Here is a 23,463-nt window from a genome sequence, read left to right on the forward strand (position 1 = left end):
CGCACTGCTGGTCTGATCGCGACAGAAATCCATACTGACTCCTCAACGTTTCAAGGAGGAAACAAAATGAGTGTCACATTAGTGCATACCGGCGTATCACATACTCGTATCGAGTACTGTATTTGGGAAGCACTGAATCAGATCTGGCCTCGTTCCGCTACGATTGCCCGTTTTGGTACTGGGTTTTCTCCTGCGCGGGATATCAACTCAATTGACTCTGATTTGATTATCAGTACCAGCCTGGATGCAGCTGCCTCGATCAAATGTAAAGAGCATCAGTTACACATGTGTTACCTGGAACCCCGTTCCAGCAATCAACTCCCCCTCAATCAACAGCTCATTAACAGTATGACTGAAGTGGAATTTGTTGTTCCCACTAAAACGCTCCTGAATCAGAATCGGGATCGATTCACGTCGTTTGTCAAGCCCCCCGTTGATACCGATTTCTTCTGCTCCGGATTTGAACAGAGAAGTGAATTTTATCTGCTGGTTGTCGATGGCCAGTGGACAGAATCCGATCAACTTGTCGTGAATGTCTGCCAGGAACTGGAACAAAGCCTCTCTATAGGAGGAATCTCTGCTGAGGAACTTCCCCAGGATCTGCAGGATCATCCACTCATTGAACTCCTGGGCCCACTGGAAGACCAGCAACTGCGGGATCAGTACCGCCTCTGTTCAGCTGTGATCTGTCCTCGCGATGTCGATTTCGATCTTTCATCCATCGAGGCACAAAGCTGTGGCACTCCTGTCGTAATTTACTCTGATTGCGAAGCTGCCCGGTCTGTCATCTGTTTCGAACAGAATGGCCTGGGGAGTGGAATTTATTTTGAAGAACAAACCGTATCTTCTCTCGCCAGTGCGATCCGCGAACTGGAACTCAGACCACAACGCTGTCAGCCAGTGATCGGCTGGTGTTGTGCCGCCCAGTTCTCCTTTCATCAGTTTCAGGTATCATTCAACCAGGCCATCGCCAAAGAAATTGCTTACCGCATTCAGACCGCCGCGAGGAAAAAGCAAATCCAGGATCAGCAGGATGATCAGGGCCCAGCAGAAGAACGGATCGCTGCTTAGTCCGTGTATATTTGTCGATCATGATTCTAGCGTTTACAGGAACGCCAGCAGTTTACGCTGTCTCTGATAGTTCAGCTGATCGATCCTGAATTTTCAATCGCCTCGACTCAACCATTTTCGGCGACATCTTATTCACCTTTGTGGCAACCTGGGTTCTTTTCACAAAGTGTTCCACATGGATCTGTTAGCATGTTGCTATGCAGAAGTTGTCTGACAAAACCTGTTTCCCGGCTGGAAGCATTGGCAGAAACACGATCGAAACTCACATCGAATGAAGTAGATCTTTTGAATTGAGTTGCATGGTATTTCGTCTCGATCCTACTCCACTTTAATGACTTACAGCCTATTAAAGAACGCCGATAATTACTTGAACTAAAAGTTCTATTCAGAAATGGAACTGTGATCGTTCAGGCTGCAGCAATCGCAGGTTTTCCCGCATCAGGCCCCATCTCTCCCAGTTGCACAATGCTATCTATTTTCAGTAACAGGATCCTGCTGACTATTTCTCCAAACGCATTGAACGCGTCTCTCGGGACTATCTGAAGTCCTGTATCCAAGACGCCGATATCTTAACTATCAGTAAATATTCCAGAATCAGCGGTGAGACGCTGTTTCTATAAGTCACAAAATCGCCAGGCAAGGATGCAAGCGGTTCATGTCAAATCAAACCATCGAATCACTGGAACAGCGGGTTAAAGATCTGGAATCCCAAATCGAAGACTACCAGAAACAGCTAATTCATGCACAGAAAATGAGTTCTGTAGGCGCATTGGCTTCTTCAATTACCCACGAGTTCAATAACATCCTGACCACAGTCATCAACTACGCCAAACTGGGTTTGCGACACAAAGAAGAAGAACGCCGCGAGAAAGCATTTAACAAAATTCTTTCAGCGGGCCAGCGTGCTGCAAAAATCACAACCGGGATGCTCTCCTATGCCCGTGGCAGTGAAAGCCGTCAGGAACCGGTCGATCTGGTCGTGCTGGTAAAAAGCGTCATTGCTCTGGTCGAAAAAGACCTCTCCATGAACCGTGTCAATCTGCACACTCATTTCGAGGCCCAACCAGAAGTTGTGCTCAATCCGAACCAGATTCAACAGGTGCTTGTCAATCTGATTGTCAATGCCCGTCAGGCAATGCCTGCAGGCGGTCGACTCGATCTCGCGGTTCGGCTGAACGCAGAAGCCAATGTGGCAGAAGTCATCGTGCGCGACAGTGGTGCCGGTATTCCCTCAGAGCGGCTGCATCATATTTTTGATCAGTTCTTTACCACTAAAGAAGCCGACGAAAACGGTCAGGGTGGAACCGGCTTAGGACTTTCACTGGCGAAAGAAGTCATGGAAGCGCATAACGGCCGCATTCGTGTGGAAAGCGCCGTGGGAAAAGGAACGGCGTTCACGCTCAAGTTCCCGCTGTCTACCGCCGCCATCGAAGCTGCCTGAAACAGCACGCAGGCGGTTTAAAATCGGCATTCATTCACTGACCATGCAGGGAATGCGATATTTTCGTGCATTTCCATTGAATTCCTTAAAGCGTTAGACTATATAATCTTAATCTCAGGCCGGAGTGGCGGAATCGGCAGACGCGCTGGATTCAAAATCCAGTGGGGGTAAACCCCGTGTGGGTTCGAGTCCCACCTCCGGTACTACGATTAAAGGGGTTTTCATCAATCTGGTGAGAACCTCTTTTTTTATCAAATAAAAAACTGGCGCAAATCCGGCGCACCATTGGTCTTGTATTGGTTTTGCGCCGATTGTCTTCAACTCACGCTGTGTCAATAATTCTCGTGTGGACAAAACTCCAAATACGGGATTACAAAATGGCACATTTGCGTCGAGACTCTAAATCAGGAAATTACTTCATCCGTTTTCGTTATGCCGGTCGCTCGTTCAACCGCTCCTTGAAAACTCCGCACGAGTATGAAGCCGAGGCGTTCCGAGGTCGAATCGAGGAGACGATTCTCCTGATCGAAAGAGGTCGGATCGAAATGCCCAACGATGTCGATCCCGCATATTTCATTCTTTCGGATGGTAAACAACTTGGAAGGCCAATTAAACCAAAGGTCAGTTCTCTAAACGAACTTATTAGAATCTACAACGATGAAATGCCTCTGGGAGCCAAGGAGAAGGACACTCTCAAAGGCGAAAAACGACATCAAGCCCTATTTTTGAAACACCTTCGAGGTTCGATTCCAATACAGTCCTTTACGACAGCTACGATGCAAAGTTACGTTGCATCGAGATCAAAAGACAAGTGGAATGGAGTTTTGATAAGTCCAGAAACTATCACAAAAGAATTGACCACTTTCAAGCTTATATGGAATTGGGCTGCACAACGAGGATACGTCGTCGGGACGAATCCGACCAAAGGCGTCAATCTCCCGAAACGCTCCGAAAAACTACCCTTTATGACAAAAGGTGAGATTGATAGGAAGATCAGCAGAAATGGATTGACCGAGGAACAGGTCAAGCGGCTGTGGGAATCCTTGTTTCTAAAGAAAGAAGAAATCTGCAAGATCCTTGATGGTATTCGTAGCTTAAACACATTCTCATTCATTTACCCGATGTTCGTGTTCGTAGCTCATACCGGTGCTCGCCGTAGCGAAATTCTCCGATCAAGAATCGAGGATTTCGATTTCGATACGAAGATTGTCAAGATTCGTGAAAAGAAGAAAGTTAAAAACCGAAATATCACCTTCCGTCATGTAGATATGACACCACTCCTTTATGACATAATGAAGTGCTGGTTCGAGAACCATCCCGGAGGACAATTCACAATATGTGACGATCCTGAAGAAATTTCTGCTGGCTTAGATGAAGACGAACTCGGGATGTCAAAACACAAAGCACAGTACCACTTCAAAGAGACACTCGCTCGAATTGATTGGTCGAAGATTCGAGGCTTCCATGTTTTTCGCCATTCCTTTGCATCGAATCTTGCATCAGCAGGTGTCGATCAACGGGTCATTGATGAATGGATGGGACATCAGACCGAGGAAATGCGTCGTCGCTATCGGCATCTTTTCCCACAACAACGTCGATCTGCTATAGAATTAGTATTTGGTGGATCGGGGCAATAATCCATGATTGGTTATCCGATCAACTTCTTCTCGTGAAATCTCCCACTCTTTTGCATCCCCACGTCCTGTAGGACGTTTGCGAGCATTTACCCGACCAAGGCGACACCACTCTTGCACAGTAAACGGAACTTTTCCTAAAAGTTCAGCGACCTCTTTCGGTGAATACCATTCCTTGACTGTTTTGTGTTGGCCTAATTCACCTTGTACATCTTCAACCTTGTTAGTCACATTGGTAAATTGTTCAAGAAGCTCTCTGTGTCCCAAAGTTACCGCCTCGACAAGTTCTTCCGTTCGTCCAGATGCAATGTGCCCCTCCACGAGTTTCTTGATGATACACAGTTGAGTTCGGTCCTCATCGGTAAAACCTTCGTCACGGGTTTGCTCCACGGACAACCACGGAGCCAATTCTTCAACCGGTATCCGAAATAATCGTGCTATTGATTCCGGGTCAAGACACTGTGGCGGCATTGTTGGTTCAAGCGATGGCTCAATCGCCCTTAAAATTTCGTAGTTTTGCTGAAACCACGTGATGAACCCTTCCAGCTTCCAAGCTCCGTTTAACTTTACTGTATGCGAGAAACCCTTCCACTTATGCAAGACCAGATCCAGTTGCGAACCCGGTTCCACATTTTCAAAAGCCTGCCTGTATTGCTTGGCGGTCACTTGTTGCATTTTTATCTCCTATTGTTTGTTGTTGAAATAAAAACCCACGAAAATCATGCCTGCGCCGCAGACATCTGCGCCGAAGACTCTAATTCGCCGTGGGTGTGGTTGTTTTATGACACGGCTCCCGTGCCATCCTTATTCTACGCACGAAAAAAATGATCGTAAAGTAGAAGTTTAGTAAATCCCAATACCGTCTCTTACAACGTAGGTGTACCAATCGCTCACATAATTTATTTTGTGATAATATTTTGGATTTACTTTACGTTCCAAAAAACCGTGCGTAGAATAGAGTGCAATCAGTGAAACAATTTACGACACTAGCTGAAAAGGAGGCACAAATCCAAGAATTCAAACTGGTGATGGGTGACATCAGTAGCGGACTACCCCGCTGAAAACAAAATGCCAAATAACCACAACGGAGACAAGACAATTTGTAGAGATCGGAGAACCACAGTGGTTCCACGGTCTTATTTTTTTGGAACCGAAGTGGAGGATATAGATGAAAAATAAACATGAATACGACAAACTGATGAGTCAGATCAAGGTCGTTAAAGACCGGGTACGAGGAGTCGTGAATGGAACCTATAACGGTATGTACCTCCATGGTCGTGCCGGAACATCGAAAACACATACCGTCTGCTCTACGCTTGACACTCTCGCCGTAAACTACGCTTACAGCAATGGGCATCTAACGCCAATTGGCCTTTTCGATTTGATCAGCGAGAATCGAGATCGAGTAATCGTTCTTGACGATGTGTCAGCTATTTTTAATCAGCCCATCGCCCTTCAACTGTTGATGGCTGCTCTCGGAAGTCGCCACGATGAATCAGGGGGTCGGTATGTTCGCTATAAAACTGCGAAGGGTGATGTTGTCGTCGATTTCACCGGTGGCATCATCTGTATCTCTAATTTACCGTTGAAGGGACACCACAATGAGATTTTGAGTGCTTTGAATGACCGAGTTTTTGTTATCAATTTCGAGCCGAAAGATGAGCAGATCATCGCATTGCTTGAAATGTTGGCCTCGAAAGGTGTGGGAGGAGTTGCGGCGAAGAATTGCCAGACTGTTTGCCGGTTTCTCGTCAATGAGTGTAAGTTGAGGGACATTCGACCGACAGTCAGGCTTTTCGTTGACAAAGCGATTAAGGACTTTCAGCTTTATGAGATGGGAGGGTCCGAGACGCATTGGAAAGACCTCATCGTCAGCAACCTCGAACAGCAACTCGTAGAACTTCAGCATCCGACAATTGATCTAAGCCGTGAGGAGCAAGTCGAGGCGGAACGGCGAATTGCTTTGGATATTTACCTGAACTTCGAGGAGCCATCTGAACGAATTAATAATTGGAAGGAGCGGATTGGAAAAAGTCAAGCGGCATTCTATCGTCGAGTCTCCGAATTGAAAAAGGAGGGTCGTTTACCATGAAATCAAATGACCCATTCAGAATTTTCCCAAGAGCGACACTGACCGAACGTCAAGATTTGCGTGCATCAATTGAAGCGGTCGGCTTGAAGAATTCGATTGTGCTGGACGCCGATCACCACGTCATTGATGGTCATGAGCGACGAGACATCTGTGAAGAACTCGGTATTGATTGGTATAAAGGTGCGGATGTTCGTGATGGTCTTTCGGAGATTGAAAAGAAAGCACTTGCCATCGAGTTGAACATGTGGCGTCGGCCACTCCATCTCACACGACCGCAGCGAAATACGCTGATCGAAATTTATCTCATCGCTCATCCTGAATTCTGCGATGAGAAGATTTCTGAATTGTTTGGCGTGGACCGCTCCACCGTGAATCGTCGCCGAAAGAAACTTGTGCAAACGCACAAGTTACCAAAAGTCGAAGCAACTATTGGCACGGATGGCGTCAAGCGAAAGGTTGGCAAGCGGACTGGCTCTCGTCTGATCGTTAAGAGCAGAAAAGAATACGATAGCGTGATCCCAGACATCAAGGAATCCGGTGATGCTGTGAGTGGACTCATTCGGCGACCAAAACGGTTTTCTGCGGTTGCTCGGAGGAAACGTGCTCTCGCCAGTGTGAAGCAGGTACGTAAACTTCCTACAAGTCACAGCATAACCTGCTGTGATTTTCGAAATCTGGAGATCGAACCAGAATCAGTTGATCTAATTCTGACTGACGTTGTTTGGACAATGGCATCACGCCAAGACTGGTTTGACCTTGGGAAGTTGGCAAAGACATGGCTCAAACCAGATGGACTCTTTGTTAGCTATATCGGAACGTCCACCTTACCGTACTTCTGTAACGAATTGATGAATCATCTGAAGTACGTTTGGACGATTAGTCTGTTCTTTGAAGAAACACAGTTGAGCTTCACACAGAAAGTCGTTGAGCAGTGGAGACCCATCGTTGTCTTCGGAAAACGCTCTGGAATAACGCTGCCGATTCGAGACACTCTCAACAACACTAAAGAAAAAGATTATCATGACTGGCAGCAATCCCTTCCTGCGGCACTTGAATTAGTAGAGAAGCTGTCGAATCCGGGAGATGTGATCTGCGATCCTCAAATGGGGAGTGGAACCAATGCTGTTGCCGCTGCGATTATCAGGAATCGGAAATTCATAGGATGCGACATCGATGCCAAGGCGATTAAGATCGCACGTCATCGAGTAGTGACCGAGGGAAAAGGGGTAGTGGCATGATAATGAATTCGATCTAGCGTTTCTGAACAGACTAAAATAATAACGAACCTACATTCTCACTTTCTCACTTTACTAAAGGTGAGAAAGTGAGAATTGCCTATTAAGCTCATTACTATTGTCTCGATGAAGCTTATTACCGAACGCAGAGTGGGCACAATAGATCAATTTCCGCAGCCATAAAAGAAGCAGGCAGGAAACGAGGTACACAAGTTAAATACCGTGTTTTTGAGTTCGAAACGCAGGTGCGCAACAGTGGCGCATCACTATTTGAACGACTGTGGGCAGGTCTCATTTCTTGTGCGGGGAGTCATTCCAAATCGACACTTGCGGAGAACATCTTGGTCACATCTTATCAATCGAAGGAACACACCAATCATTATGTGCCCTCGACTGAATTCCGTCAGATTCAACACTGATTATGTTCCATTATTTTTCCGACGAGTTTCACGGCCTTGTCCTGCCAGCCATGCGGCCATTCAGAGTGTCGATACACAGTATAGTAGACTCGATCTTTGTCCTTGTCCGAAATCGGCCATCTCTTGAGCCAGTCGATGAATTCTTGATTGGCTTTCTCGCTTTGCTCCAAAACTTGGCTCGCCGGGGCAAACTCATCCACAAATTCATCAGGGTCAGGTGATGCCACACCAGAATGCACTACTTTGTCGGAGAAACACTTAAGTTGACTTTCTCGCAATTTGTACAGTTTGAATCGCATTCCATCCAATACCGAGAAGAACCCAAGTTTTTCCAGCCGATCAAGTGACTTGCTCACCGTTTCGGGACTCGTTCGTGTGACTAATGCCAAATACTCCTTGCTCCATCCGTGCAGCGGTTTCCAATTCTTGACAGCGGAATTGAGGATGACGCTGTACACGAGCACGTCCGATACTCGGAGTGGGTTGTCGAAACCGGGGCGTCTGACGAAGCACCGCCAGTTGCGGAACCATAGTGAAAAGTGATCGTCTCCGAATTTTTCCAGCAACGCATCGCATTGCTGAAACCAATCCAGATTAGGACAGGGTGAGATGACGGCAGCATCCGCCGCCAGTAGATTAACTTTCTGAAGTCTTGCTGTCGCCGCAGAAACAGTTTCTTCTTTTACGCCAGTCGCTTTGGCAATGCGGCGATATGTAGGTATCACGTTGAACCGGTCCTGATAGCATCGGTAGCAATAGGACAGATAGTCTGTGTATGACAGTGGGCAGATTTTGGTTGTAAAGAACATTTGAATGTATTTTTTGTTTGCGAATTGTTCGCTCATAATCGTCTCCTTTGAGGATCGGGGGTTTCAGTATCTATCCCCCTCGCTTCCCGTTTTGAAACAGAATCATCCTCTTTTTACAAAGTTTTTTCAGAAAAGGCGTCACAATAAAGTTTCTTTACCAACAGTGTAAACGAACAAACCTCTTACCTAAGTTTGAACGAACGCAGGAAAGGTCGCTCGCTGAGGCTGCTGATGTAGGGGGCGGCACGCCCCCTACGACCCCCGCACCGCAGTCCTGCGTTTCTCTGCAATACTTCCGTCTCCTCTTGGTGAGAGTCCATCTGCAAGCGAGTAGGGTGTCTGCCGTCTCTTATGATCTGCCCAAGACCAAGCGTCAGTCCTTCGTATTGATGCGTTGATTCTGTGATCTATGTTTTTGATCCAGCCTCATCTGTGTTACGCCCTCGATGCCGCCCAGTCTGTTATAGAATGAGCGATGGTCCTGTGCAGACCTCGCAGAGTAGGTCTGGAAAATATAGGACTCCATCTGCAAACTACAATGAGCAATGCGGTGCTCTGCCTTACGAAGCAATACCAGTACATGGACGATTATTAACGTGAGCAACAGTCCTACAAGGGCTGCGCATTCCGCCCGTTTCCGAACAGATTACAAATCGGAAGCCTCCTTTATTAACAGCACCAGTCACAATCTATGACATCAACAAAAAAACGTCCGTCCAAGCATAAATAATTGTGTGTATCATAATTATCTTTTGAATTCGAGACGATGGCAACAACTACGCTGGTTCGTGTTCGAGCGTGATGGTGGAAGGTGCGTGGTTTGTGGAAATCCCGGCACCGACACTCATCACTGGTCCTACAGTTGGGGCTTCTACAATTCTGCTGCTGTCTCACTTGTTTGCCGTCCATGTCATTGCGTTTGGCAGGGAGAGCTTCCCGACCATCTTGGCGACGATCATGACCTAAAGCCGAAGCTCGTCAGGATTTCGGAAATTTCTCGGGCTCTCGGAAATAATTGTCACGAATTTGAAAAAATGTGCTCTGGCTGATGAAAAAAATGACGCAACGAGACTCTTTTAATGTAGGTAAAACAAGAAAGGATGTGGCCCATGACTCAAACAGAAGAACAAGACATATGTGAATTCGATGGGGAGAATGTCACCATTAAGTTACCAAGTACAATTTTATCCCTTACTCGGGAAGAAGCGGACACGCTCTTTTGCAACTTGGAAGTCGATCTCCTCCATGGTCAATTTAATGAAATGTACGGTAAAGAGGTAAGCGAAACGGTTATCGTTGTTGATGTTTCCATCGCACGAGAAGAGGCATGGGGGTTATATAGAAGTCTTGAGAACATCGTTGACCCTGACGATGAACCAATTGTGGATGATATAGATTGGATCGAGGCAGAAGACTCTTTCTGCCAACGGGTGCATTGGCTTGAGGAAGGATTTTGATCTGGGTACATTACGGTAAACTGGATCGACTTTTATAGAAAATAAGTGAAATAAAATGAAATTGTCAGTAGATGTGATTTCAGATGTCATCTGCCCGTGGTGCTACATTGGCAAACGGCGACTTGAGAAAGCCATTGATGCTGCCGATTTGCAAGTCAGTGTGCAATGGCATCCGTTCCAACTGAACCCCACGATGCCAAAGGAAGGGATCAGTCGAAAGGAATATCGCACCAGAAAATTTGGAAGCTGGGAACGGTCAATGGAACTGGATGCCAAAGTTATTGCCGTTGGAGAAGCTGAAGGAATTCATTTCGCCTTCGACAAGATTGATCAAACACCCAATACTATCGATGCCCACAGGCTCATCTGGCTTGCTGATCAAAGTGGCTGTCAGGATGCCGTCGTTGAGGCACTGTTCAGGGCTTATTTTACGGAAGGTCAGGATATTGGTAATCGCCAGACACTTATTAACGTGGTGGCTGAAGTAGGTTTGGACAGACAGGCTGCGGAAGCCATGCTGGACTCTGATGAAGGAATGGATGTAATTGCAAACGCCACAGAAATGTCTAAAAGGTATGAGGTCGATGGAGTTCCTTTCTTCATCATCGACCAGAAATTGACATTGGCTGGGGCACAGAATTCAGAGACGTTCGTTGATGCGTTCAAGCAGGTTCAAATATGAATCAGTTCAAAACGACCTCAAAATATGTGCTGGCAATCTTTATGATCTTTGCCGAGACGATGCACTTTTTGGCATACATGGTCACGAGTCTGACGGCAGTGAGATTTCTGCTTTGGACGATTGGCGAATTGCAGGGGGTTACAGGCAATAACTGGTGTATCAAACTCAAGAACTTTTGAACTCTTTGTATCAAATGACAGCCCGCCAGCTTTGTAAGGCTGGTGGGCTGTCATACTTCGTCGTTCATGGCTGTCGGTAAACCGCAGTCGAATTCCATGCGGGATGTCGACGATGGTACGAGCGTGTTAGTCGAACTGCCAGCAGTGCTGAGCGTGTTGTCCTTCCGAGGGCAACTGCAAGCTGACCAAAAGTACCACTCCATCCAGCGTCCAAAAGCTGTTTAGCGATATGATATTCTTTTGAAAGCTGGCGATTAGATCGTAATGCCATTCTGTTATCTCCTTTTTCATATACCCCTCAACGCCGATCCGAAGATTGGATCGAACTAACGTAAGGATCAAAAGAATTTTATCTTCATCGCTCTAGTTTACAATAACTATTTGTCTCTCCCTTCATCGAGATATTTTTTAATTTGACGTAACTTGTACTTGGTTTGAAGCACTTTAGGAAGGTAGAAAGGATGTGTTGGCTAGGGACGCCAATACGTTCTGTGCCAAAATGAAATAAAATTATTGCTTGACTAAGTTACGTGACGAATAAATTTCTAATTTTTTTCTTCAACCCGGAGATTATTTCGATCAAACTTGGGTTGCCGGTAGAATCACGATAAAATCTTGGTCAATCCTTCTCCCGCTCGTTCATACCATTCATCGGGTAGATCCCCAAGTTCTCCTCGCAACGGATGATTGTTCTGCCAGTCGTCAAGAAGACTGATCGAGGCACCATTCTGGAAAGTCGTCTTTGTGACGAACAAATACTTGAAAGGCACACCAGCGTAGGCAATTCCGGGTTCTTGCCATGTGTTGTCTAGGGCTCGCCCTTGGCCATCAGTAACCCACGAATGGAGAGTCGGTAATAGACTATCCTTGGAGAGAGCAAAGCCCTCACAGTAAATGAGTTCGTTGTGTTTCGCAGAAAGCATATATGCGTTCTTGTGACATTGCTGTGCCTTACCACTTTCAAAGCCATCCGGCAACGGTGAAGGATCGTACCACCAACCGTAATCGATAACGAACTGCTCCATGGTCCGTGTGAATCTGCTCGTGGCCGATGATATCGGTTCGCCGTTCAATAGCTGTTCGTAAAGTTGTCGCTGAAATTCGTTCATTTCTAATGTGACTCTTTTAGAATCAACTTGGCGTAACCAGCAGTATGTAGCTCACAATGAAATTCATGTATTTAGGTCAATTTGGAGATTGCTGTCTTCACATGATCAGCCAGCTTGTCAATATGCTGTTCCATGCCTTGTCGAGTCGTAGCTGGTGTCGTACCTGCAATTTCGTGTCCGACCTCATTTCGTAGGCGAGTATAAATTGTTTCTTGTCGATTGAGAAGTGAATTATGAACCATTTCTACGGTCGATTCTTCAGCTTGTATAAATGAATCCACCGGTCCTTGATTGTGTCTTGGCCCACCTTCTAGCGAAAGCAAAATCTTGTACATGTGCATGAATCGAGCAACTGGGTCTTCCTGCCGCATGATCCATCGAAACTGCGAGATGTATGGGTCTCGGTTTGGCGGAGCGGATTCAAGTGTTGATTGGAGTTGAGGAACTTCTGAAGCCTCGACTGAGCGAGTATCATGTCCTGCCATTGCGAACGACAAGTGGTTCATTATTACCGCATGCGCAATCCCATCCGAATCACGTTCTTCAAATGCATCATCCCCTTTAATTGGATCATCAGCAGATAACTTGTACTCAAACGAAAGGCGGTCAGCTACCTGTGAGGCGATAACGCTTCCTATGCTATTAGCTTCTTCAATTGAGCCAATTTGCTTGAATAAAACCTTCACGGAGATTTTCCATTTATCCGTAGATGAAATTTCAACACGATCCACCGCTGGATAATCGGAAGCTGCGATGGAAAATTCCGGCAGCAAGAGCGAGTGGTATTGTTTTATCTGGATCGTATAAGAGAGGTAGCCGGAAAGCATTTTTATATCCTTATGAGAACTGTGTAGAAAAAACCATCTGCACAACTGGCTGTGAAGCCACCGATAAATATTTTTCAGTAGAATCCAAATATAATTATCGCTGTGCGTTGTCTCAATAACCAGAAGCTCCGTAACTCATTGTAAAGTTGTCCCAAACTCAATGATTTTGAATAGAAGAGTTACAGGTGGTATTGTATGAATCATTATTCTTTATCTTTTTGATCAGGCCAGCATCTAACTCGAAATTCTCCATTTTTTACATGAATGCCTGCGCCATTACATGCTGATTGAATTAAGTTACATTTTTCTTTTAATTCGGAAATACTGTATTCAGAATCAAATACAAGTTGGCAACCGTAGGTGTTTTGCGATGCTCCGCTAACGCTACCCCAACCAAACCATGCGATCCGAAAATCATTATTTTTGCAAAAAGTATTGAACTTGATTTCGTCCTCTTTCTCGTTCTGCTCCCATGACCATGAGGCATTCGACAATCCTTTAATCATAACTGAAGTGAGCGGTGTCCAACATAAAAATGGACTCCTCATATTTTTGCAGCTTGCCAAAATTGATTGAATCTCCTCTCGTTCCTTGCCAAGTCTATGTGGGTCAATAAATACAAAACTTGGAACGGTGTCCCCTTGCTGATCCATGAGTTTCTCAAAGTAATCATAACAACTCGCTGCAATAATCAATTGTCGGTTCGAATCTAATGCTTTCCAGATCGAGGATAGCTGCTTGGCGATTTCTGGCTGATAACCATCTGGTCTTAAAACTAAAGGGTGAATGAACTTACTCTTATAATATTCAAACAGGGAATCGCAAACGTTTGCGTCGATGTCAAACAGCGTCATCTGAAAGTCTTGCTTGCTTGCCAACTTGCTGAACCGCCGAGAAACGAGTGCAGAAGAGCCTAAATAGAGACGTGCTCCCATTCCTGTAAACGCAGTTTTACTCAGTCGAGGTAAATCTTCTTCATAAAAACAGAACGAAAGATACTCTGCAAGTAGTTCTGGAGCCGTGTCTGCTGTTTTGTGCAGCTTGCCAATACCATGAGTCCATTTGCCCTGTGGGTGTAGTCGATGGTATGGTCTAGCGGAATGAGAGTCTATGTACCAAAACGGCTCAGCAACATCCTTGGACTCTCTAATCAAATCGTCTATTCGATTGAGCAAAAACACATGTTTGATGACATCGCCTTCATTTCCTGCTTTTTTGCTGTGGTCGTAATCGCTGTTGTACATTCATGCTCACTCTCTATGGATTTTGCCGGAACTTAATCCGCCTGTTTTTGCAAGCCCATTCGTTATCAGGAACCCCGTAGTCTCGAAGGATGAATTTGTATCTAGGTTTCCAATTATCTGTGGGACAGCGAAAATATATAATCCAACATCGAGTCGATGGCTAGATATCAATGATGGGGGTATCGCCCTCTCGCCATCCAACATGCGATGACTCATTTCCTTGATCTGGGCGAGTACGGGGCCGTCCATCATCAAAGCACTGATGAACTTCCAAATTCTGCTTTACATTCTCATTTAGTCGTAGAAGATTGGGTAAAGATGTGTATGGAATCATAGACTCATCAATCTGATCTAACCACTGAGGCAGCTTGTATTCACTCCTTTCTCCCCACGACTTGCATTTCCGACATGCTTCAAGGGTCATCTGGATAGAAAAAATTAAATCGGCTCGTTTCTGCTTTGTATCAGGAGGAAGTGTGGGCCAGAAACAGGTAGTAAACTGATCTGCTTCAGCCTGCATAATCAGGCGTTGCAGTTCTTGCCAAGCCTCCGTACCACCTTCAATATCGAACCAATCGTCGCCATATGCTTCATCAAAACGTTTCTGGGTAGTGATAATCTCAGCGGAATTGACTTCGGGGAGATGTTCGTATCCCTTCTCATACTCATGAAGACAATCATCACTGATAGCCTTTCTACTCAGCAATTCATCCCTCGTAATGACGATAGGTGATCTAAAATACTGAATGGTTACAAGAGGGCTGAAGGCATTATAATTGACGCCTCTAAAAAGTCGTATCTCATTCAGCAAGTGCGTAACTCGTTGCCTAAAGTCCTTCTTGTCCTTTTTTATCATGGCTGAGCATATCAAGATATAGTAGTGGTCGAGACCGTGTGATAGAGCTTCGGCAAACTGACGCTTGACCTTGGATGCAAAGTCATCCTCTGTGACATCAAAATGGCTCTTTACTTGGAAGCCCACTTTGCAGTCTTTTGTGGTCAAAATGACATCGACGCCCTTGTCGTTCAGAGCTTGTCCTACCTCAATATGACAATGTCCCAGAAAGTGGCGGTGAGTATTGAGGTAGTTGACTAGCTTAGTCACTAGAGCATCGTGCTTCATGTTTGCAAACTCCAGTGTATCTTCCTCGGCTCCAGTCCCTAGATTGAGTAAGCAATCTAAAACAGATATGATGCTTTCTCGTTGTGTTATCATTGTTCGATATTCCATGAATTCATTTTGGGAATAATGCAATCTGTTGCATGGAAGTTCTTTGTCGCTTACTCCACTCCCAACGCCTTGAACGCTACGTCACATGGGTCTGAGTAAAAGCTTGTTTGAAATTTGGCGAACAGTTCGTTGGGAATGATCGGAATGTCTCCCACGCTCGCCATCGGGAGTAAGAGACGTTTCGCTCCTGTATCGTGGGCGACTTGGAGGGACTCGGAGAGGTTCATACTGCCCAAAACAACCATCTGCTCCTGCTGTGATGTCGGCTTTGTATCGCACTTCGTCCATGCCCATCATTCTCTGAAATCTTTCAAATTCGAGTCGAACAGTTGAAACTCCTCCGCTTCGCCGCTCTCATCGAACTTCAGAAACAGGCCGAACCTGTATTTTATGAACTGGTTCACCGGGTACTCTCCGGTAAATGCTTTCAGCTTTCTGATATCTTGCTCATCAGGCACTTGGCTCCATACTGTTTTCGCTTCGATAACGAGGAGATTATCGCTTGTCGCATTCTGGCCTCGATGGTGAATCACGATGTCGGGATAGACTCGACTCCCATTCATGTCGAAGTGAGTTACATTCTCCGCCGATGGCAATAGAAGCCGTTTATAGTTGCTTGAATCTTCTCCGATTCGGCTATATTCGCAGTCCACATTCCAGCCAACGAAATGCTTCTCAAGGCAGACAGCTAGCCGGTGAGTGATCGACCGCTCATTCGCATGTATGCGAAACAGTATTTCATCACCCTTCAATTCGGAGATCGCAACCCGGATGAGAGCCTCAACATCGGACCATTTTGAATCAAATGGAATCATGTCTTCACCTTAGACTTCGTATGGTCTGCCAAATCCGGCAACTTCGAGAATGATGCAATCGAATTGTTTGTGAGATGGTAGATGTGAGTTGTTGTGTAACATTTTATCGTTCATGTTTAATCTCAATTTTTCATCACCACTATCATTAAGTCGAGGACTTTAGCGAAAAAACATTGCCCCATCTTGTATTACAGTCTGGGACTGTCATCTTCAAATGGAGATTGTTCTGATTTCTCAAACTTTATGGAACACCCGATTTTGCTGTATTGACCCCGTAAGATTCCATTTGTACAAAAACACACAGTAATCGACAAGTACAGTAATGATATGGAGATTGGCGTGCAAAGCGGACCCACTTTGGGGGAGTTATTGGCGCGTAAAATGGACCCATCGTAGCAAGTTCCTGATACTGGAGGCTTTTGACCTTCAGTTTCGGGGTGAAGGATGCTTACGGTGGACGATTACGGACGTATACGGCGTGCTCATCGCGACGGGATGAGCATCCGGGAAATCGCTCGGACATTTCATCATTCACGGCGAAAGATCCGCGAAGTATTACACGGTGCAGGGCAACCGCAACAATATTCGCAGCGCCAGACTCAGGCGGCTCCCCGACTGGGCCCCTTCCATGAGACCATCCGACAGATTCTCGCCGATGATGAATCGCAACCACCCAAACAGCGGCACACAGCACAACGAATCTTTGAGCGACTGCGGGACGAGCACGGCTATCTCGGCGGTTACGATGCAGTTTGTCGATTCGTGCGGAAGCACCGAACCAATAAACGTGAAACATTCATCCCGCTTGATCACCAACCGGGCCAACGGCTGGAAGCCGACTTCGGCAAGATTTATGTCGATTTTCCCGACGGACGACGACGGGTTTCAGTGTTGATTCTGGTCTGGTCGTATTCCAACGCCCCCTTTGTGATCGCTCTACCGACGGAACGGACCGAAGCGATTCTGGAAGGCATGGTGCAGGCGTTCGAGTATTTTGATCGCGTTCCCAAAGAAGTCTGGTGGGACAACCCGAAAACGGTAGCCGACGCGGTGCTCAGCGGGCGGAGTCGCAAAATCAACCAACGTTATGCAGCCCTGGCAAGTCATTATGTCTTTGAACCACTGTTCTGCCTGCCGGCCAGCGGGAACGAAAAACCGGTCGTTGAGAATCGCGTGAAGACGTTGCAGCGGAAATGGTCGACTCCGGTTCCCAAGATGGAAGATTTCGAGGAACTCAACAACTATCTTCGGCAATGCTGCCTCCAGGAACAGCAGCGTCTCAGTAGTGGTAAGACAGAAACCATCGGCACACGATTGGAACAGGACAAACAAAACGCCGCCGGGTTGCCCAGGCACCGCTTTGATCCGTGCATCCGCCGGGAAGTAAAGGTCAACAAGTATCAGTTCGCCCGGTTTGAGAACGTGGATTACAGCGTGCCGCGACAGTGTGCGTTTCAGACGGTGAGCGTCAAAGGTTACGTTGACCGTGTGGAAATGGTCTTTAAGGGAACTGTGGTGGCAACCCATCAAAGAAGCTATGAGAAAGGGTGTCAGATTCTTAACCCGTTGCATTACCTCGCAGCTTTGGGGCGGCGACCGGCTGCGTTAGATCATTCCAACGTCTACCGTCAGTGGAAGCTACCGCCGGTGTTTGACGAACTTCGCGAACGGCTGGAAAACCGGCATGGCTTATGTGCGGGAGCAAAACAATATGTACGAGTGCTACAGCTATTGTCCGCACATCCAGTCCAGCGCGTCCAGAAAACCATCGAACAGTTGCGTGGCCCCGAAGGAGCGGATGCCGACCGGATCATTCGCCGGGTCAAACGCAGTACCGCGCATGCCCGCAATCAGCCTGATTTCTCTCCGGCAACTCTGAGCAAAGAAGAATTGAGTCGTCCGGAGGTCTTGTCGGTACAGGTTCCCTGTCCGAGCCTGAACCATTTTGATTTGTTTCTTTCTACGTCAACACAAGGAGATCATCGTGCCCCCACAAACAATACAGAAGAAAAACGATCCGAATCTACTGCTGCAGAGCAATCTCAAGCAGTTAAGGTTACCGGCCATGAATGCGGAGTTCGAGAAGTTGGCCCACGAAGCGGCCAACTCAAATCAGACGTTCGAGCAATATCTGCTGCAGTTGACTGAACTGGAAGTGGCGGCACGGTCCACGAATGCGCTGACCAGCCGGATCAAACAGGCTCAGTTCCCAGTGGAAAAAGGGCTGGAAGATTACGACTTCGCGGCCATGAAATCAGTCAACAAACAGAAGGTGTTGGAGCTGGCCCGTGGTGAATGGGTCCGGCAACATACCAATCTCTGTCTGCTTGGTCAGCCGGGAACGGGCAAAACCCATCTGGCGATTGCACTGGGCCTGGCCGCCTGTCGTGAAGGAATCCGAACGAAATTCTTCACCGCTGCGGCACTCGTCAATCAACTGGAAACCGCGCAACAGCAATACAGTCTGGAGCGTCTCCTGAACAGGCTCGACAAGCTCGATCTGCTGATTGTCGACGAGCTGGGTTATCTGTCTTTCAGCCGTGCTGGTGCGGAACTACTGTTCCAGGTGTTTGCTGATCGTTATGAAAGACGAAGTCTGCTGATCACCAGCAACCTCGCCTTCAGCGACTGGGGCCAGATCTTTCAGGGCGAACGGATGACGGCAGCACTTTTGGATCGATTAACGCACCATTGTGAAATATTTGAGATGAATGGTGAAAGCTATCGGTTCAAAGAGTCGATGAAACAAAAGAAGCCACCTCGCAAAAAAGCCTGAGTCGCTTCCACACTTTGGCATACTGACCACCACGTTACCCCACGTGGTTAACCCAACCCCAGGTGGGTCCCATTTCCGCGCCAAAGTGGGTCCGCTTTACACGCCAATCTCCAATGATAATTTTGGTGAGAGCAATCTAAAGAGCATTGTACTATGGCGGGAATGGTCAAGACCTTAATGAATAGAAGGGGGCTGCTGTAATCGTATTGAGTGGAGACCATGATAGTCGGATAATCTGAATAGAATGAAGGCAGATTCAATTCAATATATTCGTGTAACCACAAAACGATATCGGAAGATTGTAAGTGAGGATAAATAAGTTCTGGAAACGCAAACCATTTATCAATTCGATTTCATCTGATACTGTAACCTGCAACTCTGTTAACCGTCGCCGCTCCTCAGCGGTCTTGCTCTTCAGGTCCCCTACTTCGCATCTTTAGGTAGAGATTCCAGCAACTGTCCCGAATGCCAATCGCTTCGCCAATCCTTCCCTCTCTCTTCGAGCAACTGCCGTATTCGACGACACAAGTTCTTCAATCTCCGTCAGATTGACTGGTCGCAAACAAACTTGCCCAAGATGCTTGCCGTAAACGGGATCACTCACATCGATCCGTGCTTCCTTGGCTATCGGATTTGTTGTAGGGTAAAGAATGCTGCTCTGTAGTTGCTGTCGATGGCTAATTGCATAGACAATAAGCTGGTAAAGCATCTCTCGTGGGAGCGACTTCTCCCAGAGGTCTCGGTACTTGGCATCCAAGAGCGACACAAGATTTCCTTGTCGCAATATGGCATAGTCTGGCCTCGGTGTAGGCGATTGTCTTCGCTTTGGATTGTGCTTCGGATTGTACCGCATCATCCCCTTGAGACCGTGTTCATCCCGAACGGAGTAATCCACCAAGTTCTCCTTTAGAAATCGAGACAGAAGAGATTGAAAGAATCTGTTCATGTCAAACAGGAACCCCGGTAGTGTCGTTGTCAGGGCTCGACCTTCCAAGACAATCCCTTGCGATTCAACCAAGAGCCGAATGATTGATAATGCCGGGACGTAAGCAGTCGAAAGGCGAGTAAGGCTTCTGGCAGCTTGATCGAGTATCGTGGCGTCGAGATTGATTCGTGATATTTTCTCTTCCATCTGTGATGCCAAGCGTCTCGATTCACGGCGAAGGTCGAGGATGCTTGCCATCGATCCTGCAAGTCGTAAACCGGCGAGTAAGGTACGATTTAGCAGTGTGTCTTCAAGACGGGGGAAATGCTGACATGGTAGCGTGGCCGTTGCTGTTCCACCGTCCAAGGCCAGACGGTCGATGTTGATGCGTCCTCGGGGTGAAGCCAGTCGTTCATCTTTTCGAACGTATGCTCGTTGCAATCCTCGGGAAATGAGTTCCTGAGCTTCAGCGTTTAGCTGGCTGATGAGGAGGTCTTCAAAACCACAATGGTCAACTAGGTGTGTGGAGTCGGAGATCAGTTCCAGACGCCGAAATCCGTAGGCGTAGCGCAGTAATCTGAGTAAAGATGCCGCCTTCAATTTTGGAACGATCGTGATGTTCAAGTTGCCAATGCGAACTCGTCCAACGTGAGAGAAGGACGATACATCCAGTCCGTTTTTCAACTCAGTGACTCGTAGCATACGGCTTGTATTGAGAGCGTCAGCTACTCGCTGACTACTGGGTGAACTTTCCAGAAACAAACCGGAAAGTTCATCACATGTTGCAGGTGAACGTGTTTCCCATTCAGAAAGCGTGATTGATACAATATCCTCACTCATCGCCTGTTTCCTCTTCCTCGTCTTCATCTGCTTCTGAATCATCTGGGTCCAAAGTCGATTCTTCCGAAGACACTGCTTCGGAAGAGGCAGAGATTTCAGGGCAAGGTGACAGCAGTGCTTGGATGAGGTCGCTCTCTTGGCCATCATCAAATAACTCATGGCAGATTCGCTGTTCAGTAGTATCTACAAACTGGTCCCCAAGAATCGTGGCGAGTGTTGTGTAGTCCTCGTAGCAGTATTCTTCTAAAAGAGGAATGATGTCGTCTCGGAATGCACGCTTAAGGGAAGCAAAGTCCTTCAGTGGACTTCCTCCTTGCATCAAATAGGAGTGTCCAATCTGGAGGTTTCTAGCGTCACGCCCAACATGCTCCCGAATCCGGGTATTCAACGCATCGAACCAAGCTCTCAACGGAATTCCTGAAACAGCAGAGTCTTTGAGAACTTTCCCGTCAGGCATCATCTCAACGAAACCAAACCGGCGACGAAGGGCTGCATCAAGCAATGAAATCGACCGATCTGCTGTATTCATCGTACCTATCAGGAATACATTTCGAGGTACGGAAAATACTTCTTGGCTTACAGGCAAAACAATCCGCTTACTACGTTTGTCTTTTTCCAGTGTCGTGAGTAGCTCACCAAAAATCCGTGGAATGTCACCTCGATTGATCTCATCTATGATCATGTAGAAATTGTGTTCGGGAGAGTCAGTGGCATCTCGGCACATGCCCTTAAATACCCCATCTCTAAGCTTGAAGGAAACCTGACCATCAATGGTCTCGGGTCGGTATCCCTCAAGAAAATCTTCGTACCCATAGGCGGGATGGAAGCAGCAGAGACGTACCAGCCCAGATTTCTGTCCGTCACCTAACACGGTCTTCCTCTCTATCTCACTAAGAGATTCGAACAGCTTTCCAAACGAAGAGATGGCTGCAAGGTCATTCGCCGTCTTTTCAGCCCAATAGGTTTTGCCGGTGCCGGGAGGCCCGTAGAGAATCACTTGCCCTTTGCGATCCAATACTGAATGAATGCGACCGGGAATTCCTGAAAGGCGAATTGGCTTCTTCGTTTGAGAGTCTTCGCTGTTGTCAAATTCAGGTGGTTCAAGTGATTGAATCCGTTGTTCAATAGCCAGCAGATTGTCATTATATCTCCTAAGTTCTCGAACAGTCGATCGAAGGCCCTCACTAGATTCAGGCATTTGCCAATTACCAATGGACAGCCACTCTACCTGCCTTTGGTGGGGAAATTCAAACTCAGCATTGAATTCATATCCCCCAACAACACGACCGATACCAAGGATGGTCATTCCATCTGCCGCAAGAACAATGTCACCCTCGGCAATCTCAGCAGTAAACTGAACGAGTTTGGAGCATATACCTCCAATGGTCGTAGGGGGTTTTGGGTAAATATTCTTTAAGAGTTCCTTTAGCTTCTTGCGTGACTCCTTTTTAGCTTCGACCCACGAAAGGTCCCCCACCTTTGACCATCCCACGGCCACGCAACTGCGGTCACGCATCATCTGCCAGTAACTCTTGCCATTCTTTCCTGACGAGGTGCCGATCCGCCAGTAGCGATGCAATCCACCATGAACAGAATTCAGGGTAGATGTGAAGTGATTCATGCTGAGACCAACTTCGTTGGCAGCAGCGACGAAGTATCCAGCACAGATGTACCTTCCTGTGCCTTCTGGGGGCAATTGAAGTAGTTTCAAGAGGTGAAAGCGTTGATAGTCTGGACTATGGTAATCGTCGAGCTTTTCTGGGAATAACAGACTGAAGTATTTGTGTCCCCATGCCAAACGGCTCACGTCTGGGGCAAACTCGTCCATCTGGTCTTGGAGTTCTGCATAATCATCGTCCGTTGCATTTGAAGGCAACGCTTCGAGCAGTTCACAACCCGTGATTAACTGGTCACGATGGTCACGAGCATAAGCGATTGCTTCTTCAACTGAGATGTCTTCAGGGCGATTTCCCTGTTTGCTACCTGCTTGCCAATTCCCGGTCTCCTTGCGGCGGAAGATTCGATATTTTAGTGCGCTCCCACCTGCAATACTACCGAAATTTCGAGTCTCAAATTCGTCGTCGTTCTTGAATTCGAGCCAGTAAACGAGGCTATCTTTATTACTGTGGTCGTGTATCAAGGTCAAAAGTGATTCACCATCAAGCCCTTTCAAGACCGATGGGCCGAATTGTTCTCTAAACAGAACAAATTCTTTTTCGAGTTGCTGTTTGGTTCTGAGTTTTCCCTCATCCTCAAGCTGCTGATGACGTTCAATGATTTGGTTACGGTTCGCTTCATTAAGTAGTGGGGACTCTTCGTTCCTTGTAACTCTCTTGACCTTGCTCAGAGATTGCCCATCAGCCCGCTTCCATTCTTTCCAACCATTTGCAGATCGACCTAAGACAGCGGCAGCAGCACCACTTGGCGAATCGAACAAATGATCTTTGACAAATCGAAGATGATCGCCCTGTTCCTCCAGCACACCTTCAGAAATGAGCCGCTGGTGAACTGATGGGACAGTGGACTGTGCAGAGGGAACGATTTCTCGTCGTGCAAGCGAATCTGCCTTCACAGTAAATCCTTTGTCCGTGAAGACCCCTTTACCCTCGGCATCTTTGCCTTTTATTTCATATTCGTCTTTAGTCGATGTCATAAGACAAGTTCCTCGGTATGACTA

General features: G+C 46.9%; 19 protein-coding genes, 1 tRNA gene and 1 pseudogene. 11 read left to right on the forward strand and 10 right to left on the reverse strand.

Annotated elements, in window-relative coordinates; all coding sequences use genetic code 11:
- The first annotated feature begins 66 nt into the window (after positions 1-66).
- The 4 genes from Pan161_RS16295 (at position 67) to Pan161_RS16310 (ending at position 4,149) form a co-directional block, all read left to right on the forward strand.
- Positions 67-1,071 carry a glycosyltransferase gene (locus Pan161_RS16295; RefSeq protein WP_145228652.1) on the forward strand — a complete coding sequence of 335 codons (1,005 nt, stop codon included), beginning with the start codon at positions 67-69 and terminating at the stop codon, positions 1,069-1,071.
- Between the two features lie 655 nt (positions 1,072-1,726).
- Positions 1,727-2,512 carry a sensor histidine kinase gene (locus Pan161_RS16300; RefSeq protein WP_145228653.1) on the forward strand — a complete coding sequence of 262 codons (786 nt, stop codon included), beginning with the start codon at positions 1,727-1,729 and terminating at the stop codon, positions 2,510-2,512.
- 118 nt (positions 2,513-2,630) lie between these two features.
- Positions 2,631-2,715 (forward strand) — tRNA-Leu (locus tag Pan161_RS16305).
- A 174-nt stretch (positions 2,716-2,889) separates the two neighbouring features.
- Complete coding sequence (locus tag Pan161_RS16310; RefSeq protein WP_145228654.1) at positions 2,890-4,149, forward strand: tyrosine-type recombinase/integrase; 1,260 nt, start codon at positions 2,890-2,892, stop codon at positions 4,147-4,149.
- On the opposite strand, the gene Pan161_RS30595 is transcribed toward Pan161_RS16310, so the two are convergent.
- Complete coding sequence (locus tag Pan161_RS30595; protein ID WP_197995347.1) at positions 4,123-4,821, reverse strand: MerR family transcriptional regulator; 699 nt, start codon at positions 4,819-4,821, stop codon at positions 4,123-4,125. The genes Pan161_RS16310 and Pan161_RS30595 overlap by 27 nt on opposite strands.
- A 493-nt stretch (positions 4,822-5,314) precedes the next feature.
- On the opposite strand from Pan161_RS30595, the gene Pan161_RS16320 reads away from it, so the two are divergent.
- Together Pan161_RS16320 and Pan161_RS16325 are read left to right on the forward strand one after the other, a co-directional pair.
- Positions 5,315-6,238, forward strand: coding sequence for a hypothetical protein (locus tag Pan161_RS16320; RefSeq protein ID WP_145228655.1), 924 nt, complete (start codon positions 5,315-5,317; stop codon positions 6,236-6,238).
- The gene (locus Pan161_RS16325) at positions 6,235-7,476 is read left to right on the forward strand and encodes a ParB/RepB/Spo0J family partition protein (protein WP_145228656.1); all 1,242 of its coding nucleotides are present in this window, start codon (positions 6,235-6,237) and stop codon (positions 7,474-7,476) included. The genes Pan161_RS16320 and Pan161_RS16325 overlap by 4 nt, the downstream gene beginning before the upstream one ends.
- Positions 7,477-7,882: 406 nt before the next feature.
- On the opposite strand, the gene Pan161_RS16330 is transcribed toward Pan161_RS16325, so the two are convergent.
- Positions 7,883-8,737 (reverse strand): hypothetical protein, encoded by an 855-nt coding sequence (locus Pan161_RS16330; RefSeq protein WP_145228657.1) that lies wholly within the window; start codon positions 8,735-8,737, stop codon positions 7,883-7,885.
- Between the two features lie 1,073 nt (positions 8,738-9,810).
- Here Pan161_RS16330 and Pan161_RS16335 point away from each other — a divergent pair.
- The 3 genes from Pan161_RS16335 to Pan161_RS16345 are packed head-to-tail and all read left to right on the forward strand — an operon-like array spanning position 9,811 to position 11,019.
- Positions 9,811-10,158 (forward strand): hypothetical protein, encoded by a 348-nt coding sequence (locus tag Pan161_RS16335; protein WP_145228658.1) that lies wholly within the window; start codon positions 9,811-9,813, stop codon positions 10,156-10,158.
- Between the two features lie 55 nt (positions 10,159-10,213).
- Entirely contained in the window at positions 10,214-10,840 is a 627-nt protein-coding gene (locus tag Pan161_RS16340) for a DsbA family oxidoreductase (RefSeq protein WP_145228659.1), read from the forward strand.
- Entirely contained in the window at positions 10,837-11,019 is a 183-nt protein-coding gene (locus Pan161_RS16345) for a hypothetical protein (RefSeq protein WP_145228660.1), read from the forward strand. Before Pan161_RS16340 ends, Pan161_RS16345 begins: the two co-directional genes overlap by 4 nt.
- Positions 11,020-11,621: 602 nt before the next feature.
- Here Pan161_RS16345 and Pan161_RS16350 read toward each other — a convergent pair.
- From Pan161_RS16350 to Pan161_RS16375, 6 genes and pseudogenes are all read right to left on the reverse strand, one after another.
- Complete coding sequence (locus Pan161_RS16350) at positions 11,622-12,128, reverse strand: hypothetical protein (RefSeq protein ID WP_145228661.1); 507 nt, start codon at positions 12,126-12,128, stop codon at positions 11,622-11,624.
- A gap of 71 nt (positions 12,129-12,199) precedes the next feature.
- Positions 12,200-12,955: a hypothetical protein gene (locus tag Pan161_RS16355; RefSeq protein WP_145228662.1), complete on the reverse strand. Its 756-nt coding sequence runs from the start codon at positions 12,953-12,955 to the stop codon at positions 12,200-12,202.
- 203 nt (positions 12,956-13,158) lie between these two features.
- Positions 13,159-14,199: a 23S rRNA (adenine(2030)-N(6))-methyltransferase RlmJ gene (locus Pan161_RS16360; RefSeq protein ID WP_145228663.1), complete on the reverse strand. Its 1,041-nt coding sequence runs from the start codon at positions 14,197-14,199 to the stop codon at positions 13,159-13,161.
- Between the two features lie 160 nt (positions 14,200-14,359).
- Positions 14,360-15,415, reverse strand: a complete 1,056-nt coding sequence (locus tag Pan161_RS16365; RefSeq protein ID WP_145228664.1) for a hypothetical protein — start codon at positions 15,413-15,415, stop codon at positions 14,360-14,362.
- Between the two features lie 65 nt (positions 15,416-15,480).
- A pseudogene (locus Pan161_RS31405) lies at positions 15,481-15,684 on the reverse strand (hypothetical protein); the annotation flags it as partial.
- A 39-nt stretch (positions 15,685-15,723) separates the two neighbouring features.
- Positions 15,724-16,245, reverse strand: a complete 522-nt coding sequence (locus tag Pan161_RS16375; RefSeq protein ID WP_145228666.1) for a hypothetical protein — start codon at positions 16,243-16,245, stop codon at positions 15,724-15,726.
- 444 nt (positions 16,246-16,689) lie between these two features.
- Here Pan161_RS16375 and istA point away from each other — a divergent pair, with 444 nt between their 5' ends.
- Positions 16,690-18,393 carry an IS21 family transposase gene (gene istA / locus Pan161_RS16380; RefSeq protein WP_145223926.1) on the forward strand — a complete coding sequence of 568 codons (1,704 nt, stop codon included), beginning with the start codon at positions 16,690-16,692 and terminating at the stop codon, positions 18,391-18,393.
- On the forward strand, positions 18,311-19,021 hold the full coding sequence (istB, locus tag Pan161_RS16385) for an IS21-like element helper ATPase IstB (RefSeq protein ID WP_145223927.1): 711 nt from the start codon (positions 18,311-18,313) through the stop codon (positions 19,019-19,021). Before istA ends, istB begins: the two co-directional genes overlap by 83 nt.
- A gap of 436 nt (positions 19,022-19,457) precedes the next feature.
- Here the strand turns inward: istB and Pan161_RS16390 are convergent, their stop codons facing one another.
- Entirely contained in the window at positions 19,458-20,786 is a 1,329-nt protein-coding gene (locus Pan161_RS16390; RefSeq protein ID WP_197995349.1) for an McrC family protein, read from the reverse strand.
- A complete protein-coding gene (locus Pan161_RS16395; RefSeq protein ID WP_197995350.1) occupies positions 20,779-23,439 on the reverse strand; it encodes a DUF4357 domain-containing protein in 2,661 nt (886 codons plus the stop codon). Before Pan161_RS16395 ends, Pan161_RS16390 begins: the two co-directional genes overlap by 8 nt.
- Between the last annotated feature and the right edge of the window lie 24 nt (positions 23,440-23,463).

Origin of the sequence: Gimesia algae (assembly GCF_007746795.1) — a bacterium.
Taxonomy (GTDB): Bacteria; Planctomycetota; Planctomycetia; order Planctomycetales; family Planctomycetaceae; genus Gimesia; species Gimesia algae.

Excerpts from the sequence above, each read along its gene's own strand:
- Pan161_RS16340 (WP_145228659.1), top strand. The coding sequence starts at position 10,214 with ATGAAATTGTCAGTAGATGTGATTTCAGATGTCATCTGCCCGTGGTGC.
- Pan161_RS16300 (WP_145228653.1), top strand. The coding sequence starts at position 1,727 with ATGTCAAATCAAACCATCGAATCACTGGAACAGCGGGTTAAAGATCTG.
- istB (WP_145223927.1), top strand. The coding sequence starts at position 18,311 with ATGAATGCGGAGTTCGAGAAGTTGGCCCACGAAGCGGCCAACTCAAAT.
- Pan161_RS16395 (WP_197995350.1), bottom strand. The coding sequence starts at position 23,439 with ATGACATCGACTAAAGACGAATATGAAATAAAAGGCAAAGATGCCGAG.
- Pan161_RS16345 (WP_145228660.1), top strand. The coding sequence starts at position 10,837 with ATGAATCAGTTCAAAACGACCTCAAAATATGTGCTGGCAATCTTTATG.
- Pan161_RS16330 (WP_145228657.1), bottom strand. The coding sequence starts at position 8,737 with ATGAGCGAACAATTCGCAAACAAAAAATACATTCAAATGTTCTTTACA.
- Pan161_RS16320 (WP_145228655.1), top strand. The coding sequence starts at position 5,315 with ATGAAAAATAAACATGAATACGACAAACTGATGAGTCAGATCAAGGTC.
- Pan161_RS16355 (WP_145228662.1), bottom strand. The coding sequence starts at position 12,955 with ATGCTTTCCGGCTACCTCTCTTATACGATCCAGATAAAACAATACCAC.
- Pan161_RS16310 (WP_145228654.1), top strand. The coding sequence starts at position 2,890 with ATGGCACATTTGCGTCGAGACTCTAAATCAGGAAATTACTTCATCCGT.
- Pan161_RS16375 (WP_145228666.1), bottom strand. The coding sequence starts at position 16,245 with ATGATTCCATTTGATTCAAAATGGTCCGATGTTGAGGCTCTCATCCGG.
- Pan161_RS30595 (WP_197995347.1), bottom strand. The coding sequence starts at position 4,821 with ATGCAACAAGTGACCGCCAAGCAATACAGGCAGGCTTTTGAAAATGTG.
- Pan161_RS16350 (WP_145228661.1), bottom strand. The coding sequence starts at position 12,128 with ATGAACGAATTTCAGCGACAACTTTACGAACAGCTATTGAACGGCGAA.
- Pan161_RS16295 (WP_145228652.1), top strand. The coding sequence starts at position 67 with ATGAGTGTCACATTAGTGCATACCGGCGTATCACATACTCGTATCGAG.
- Pan161_RS16335 (WP_145228658.1), top strand. The coding sequence starts at position 9,811 with ATGACTCAAACAGAAGAACAAGACATATGTGAATTCGATGGGGAGAAT.
- istA (WP_145223926.1), top strand. The coding sequence starts at position 16,690 with ATGCTTACGGTGGACGATTACGGACGTATACGGCGTGCTCATCGCGAC.
- Pan161_RS16365 (WP_145228664.1), bottom strand. The coding sequence starts at position 15,415 with ATGATAACACAACGAGAAAGCATCATATCTGTTTTAGATTGCTTACTC.
- Pan161_RS16390 (WP_197995349.1), bottom strand. The coding sequence starts at position 20,786 with ATGAGTGAGGATATTGTATCAATCACGCTTTCTGAATGGGAAACACGT.
- Pan161_RS16360 (WP_145228663.1), bottom strand. The coding sequence starts at position 14,199 with ATGTACAACAGCGATTACGACCACAGCAAAAAAGCAGGAAATGAAGGC.
- Pan161_RS16325 (WP_145228656.1), top strand. The coding sequence starts at position 6,235 with ATGAAATCAAATGACCCATTCAGAATTTTCCCAAGAGCGACACTGACC.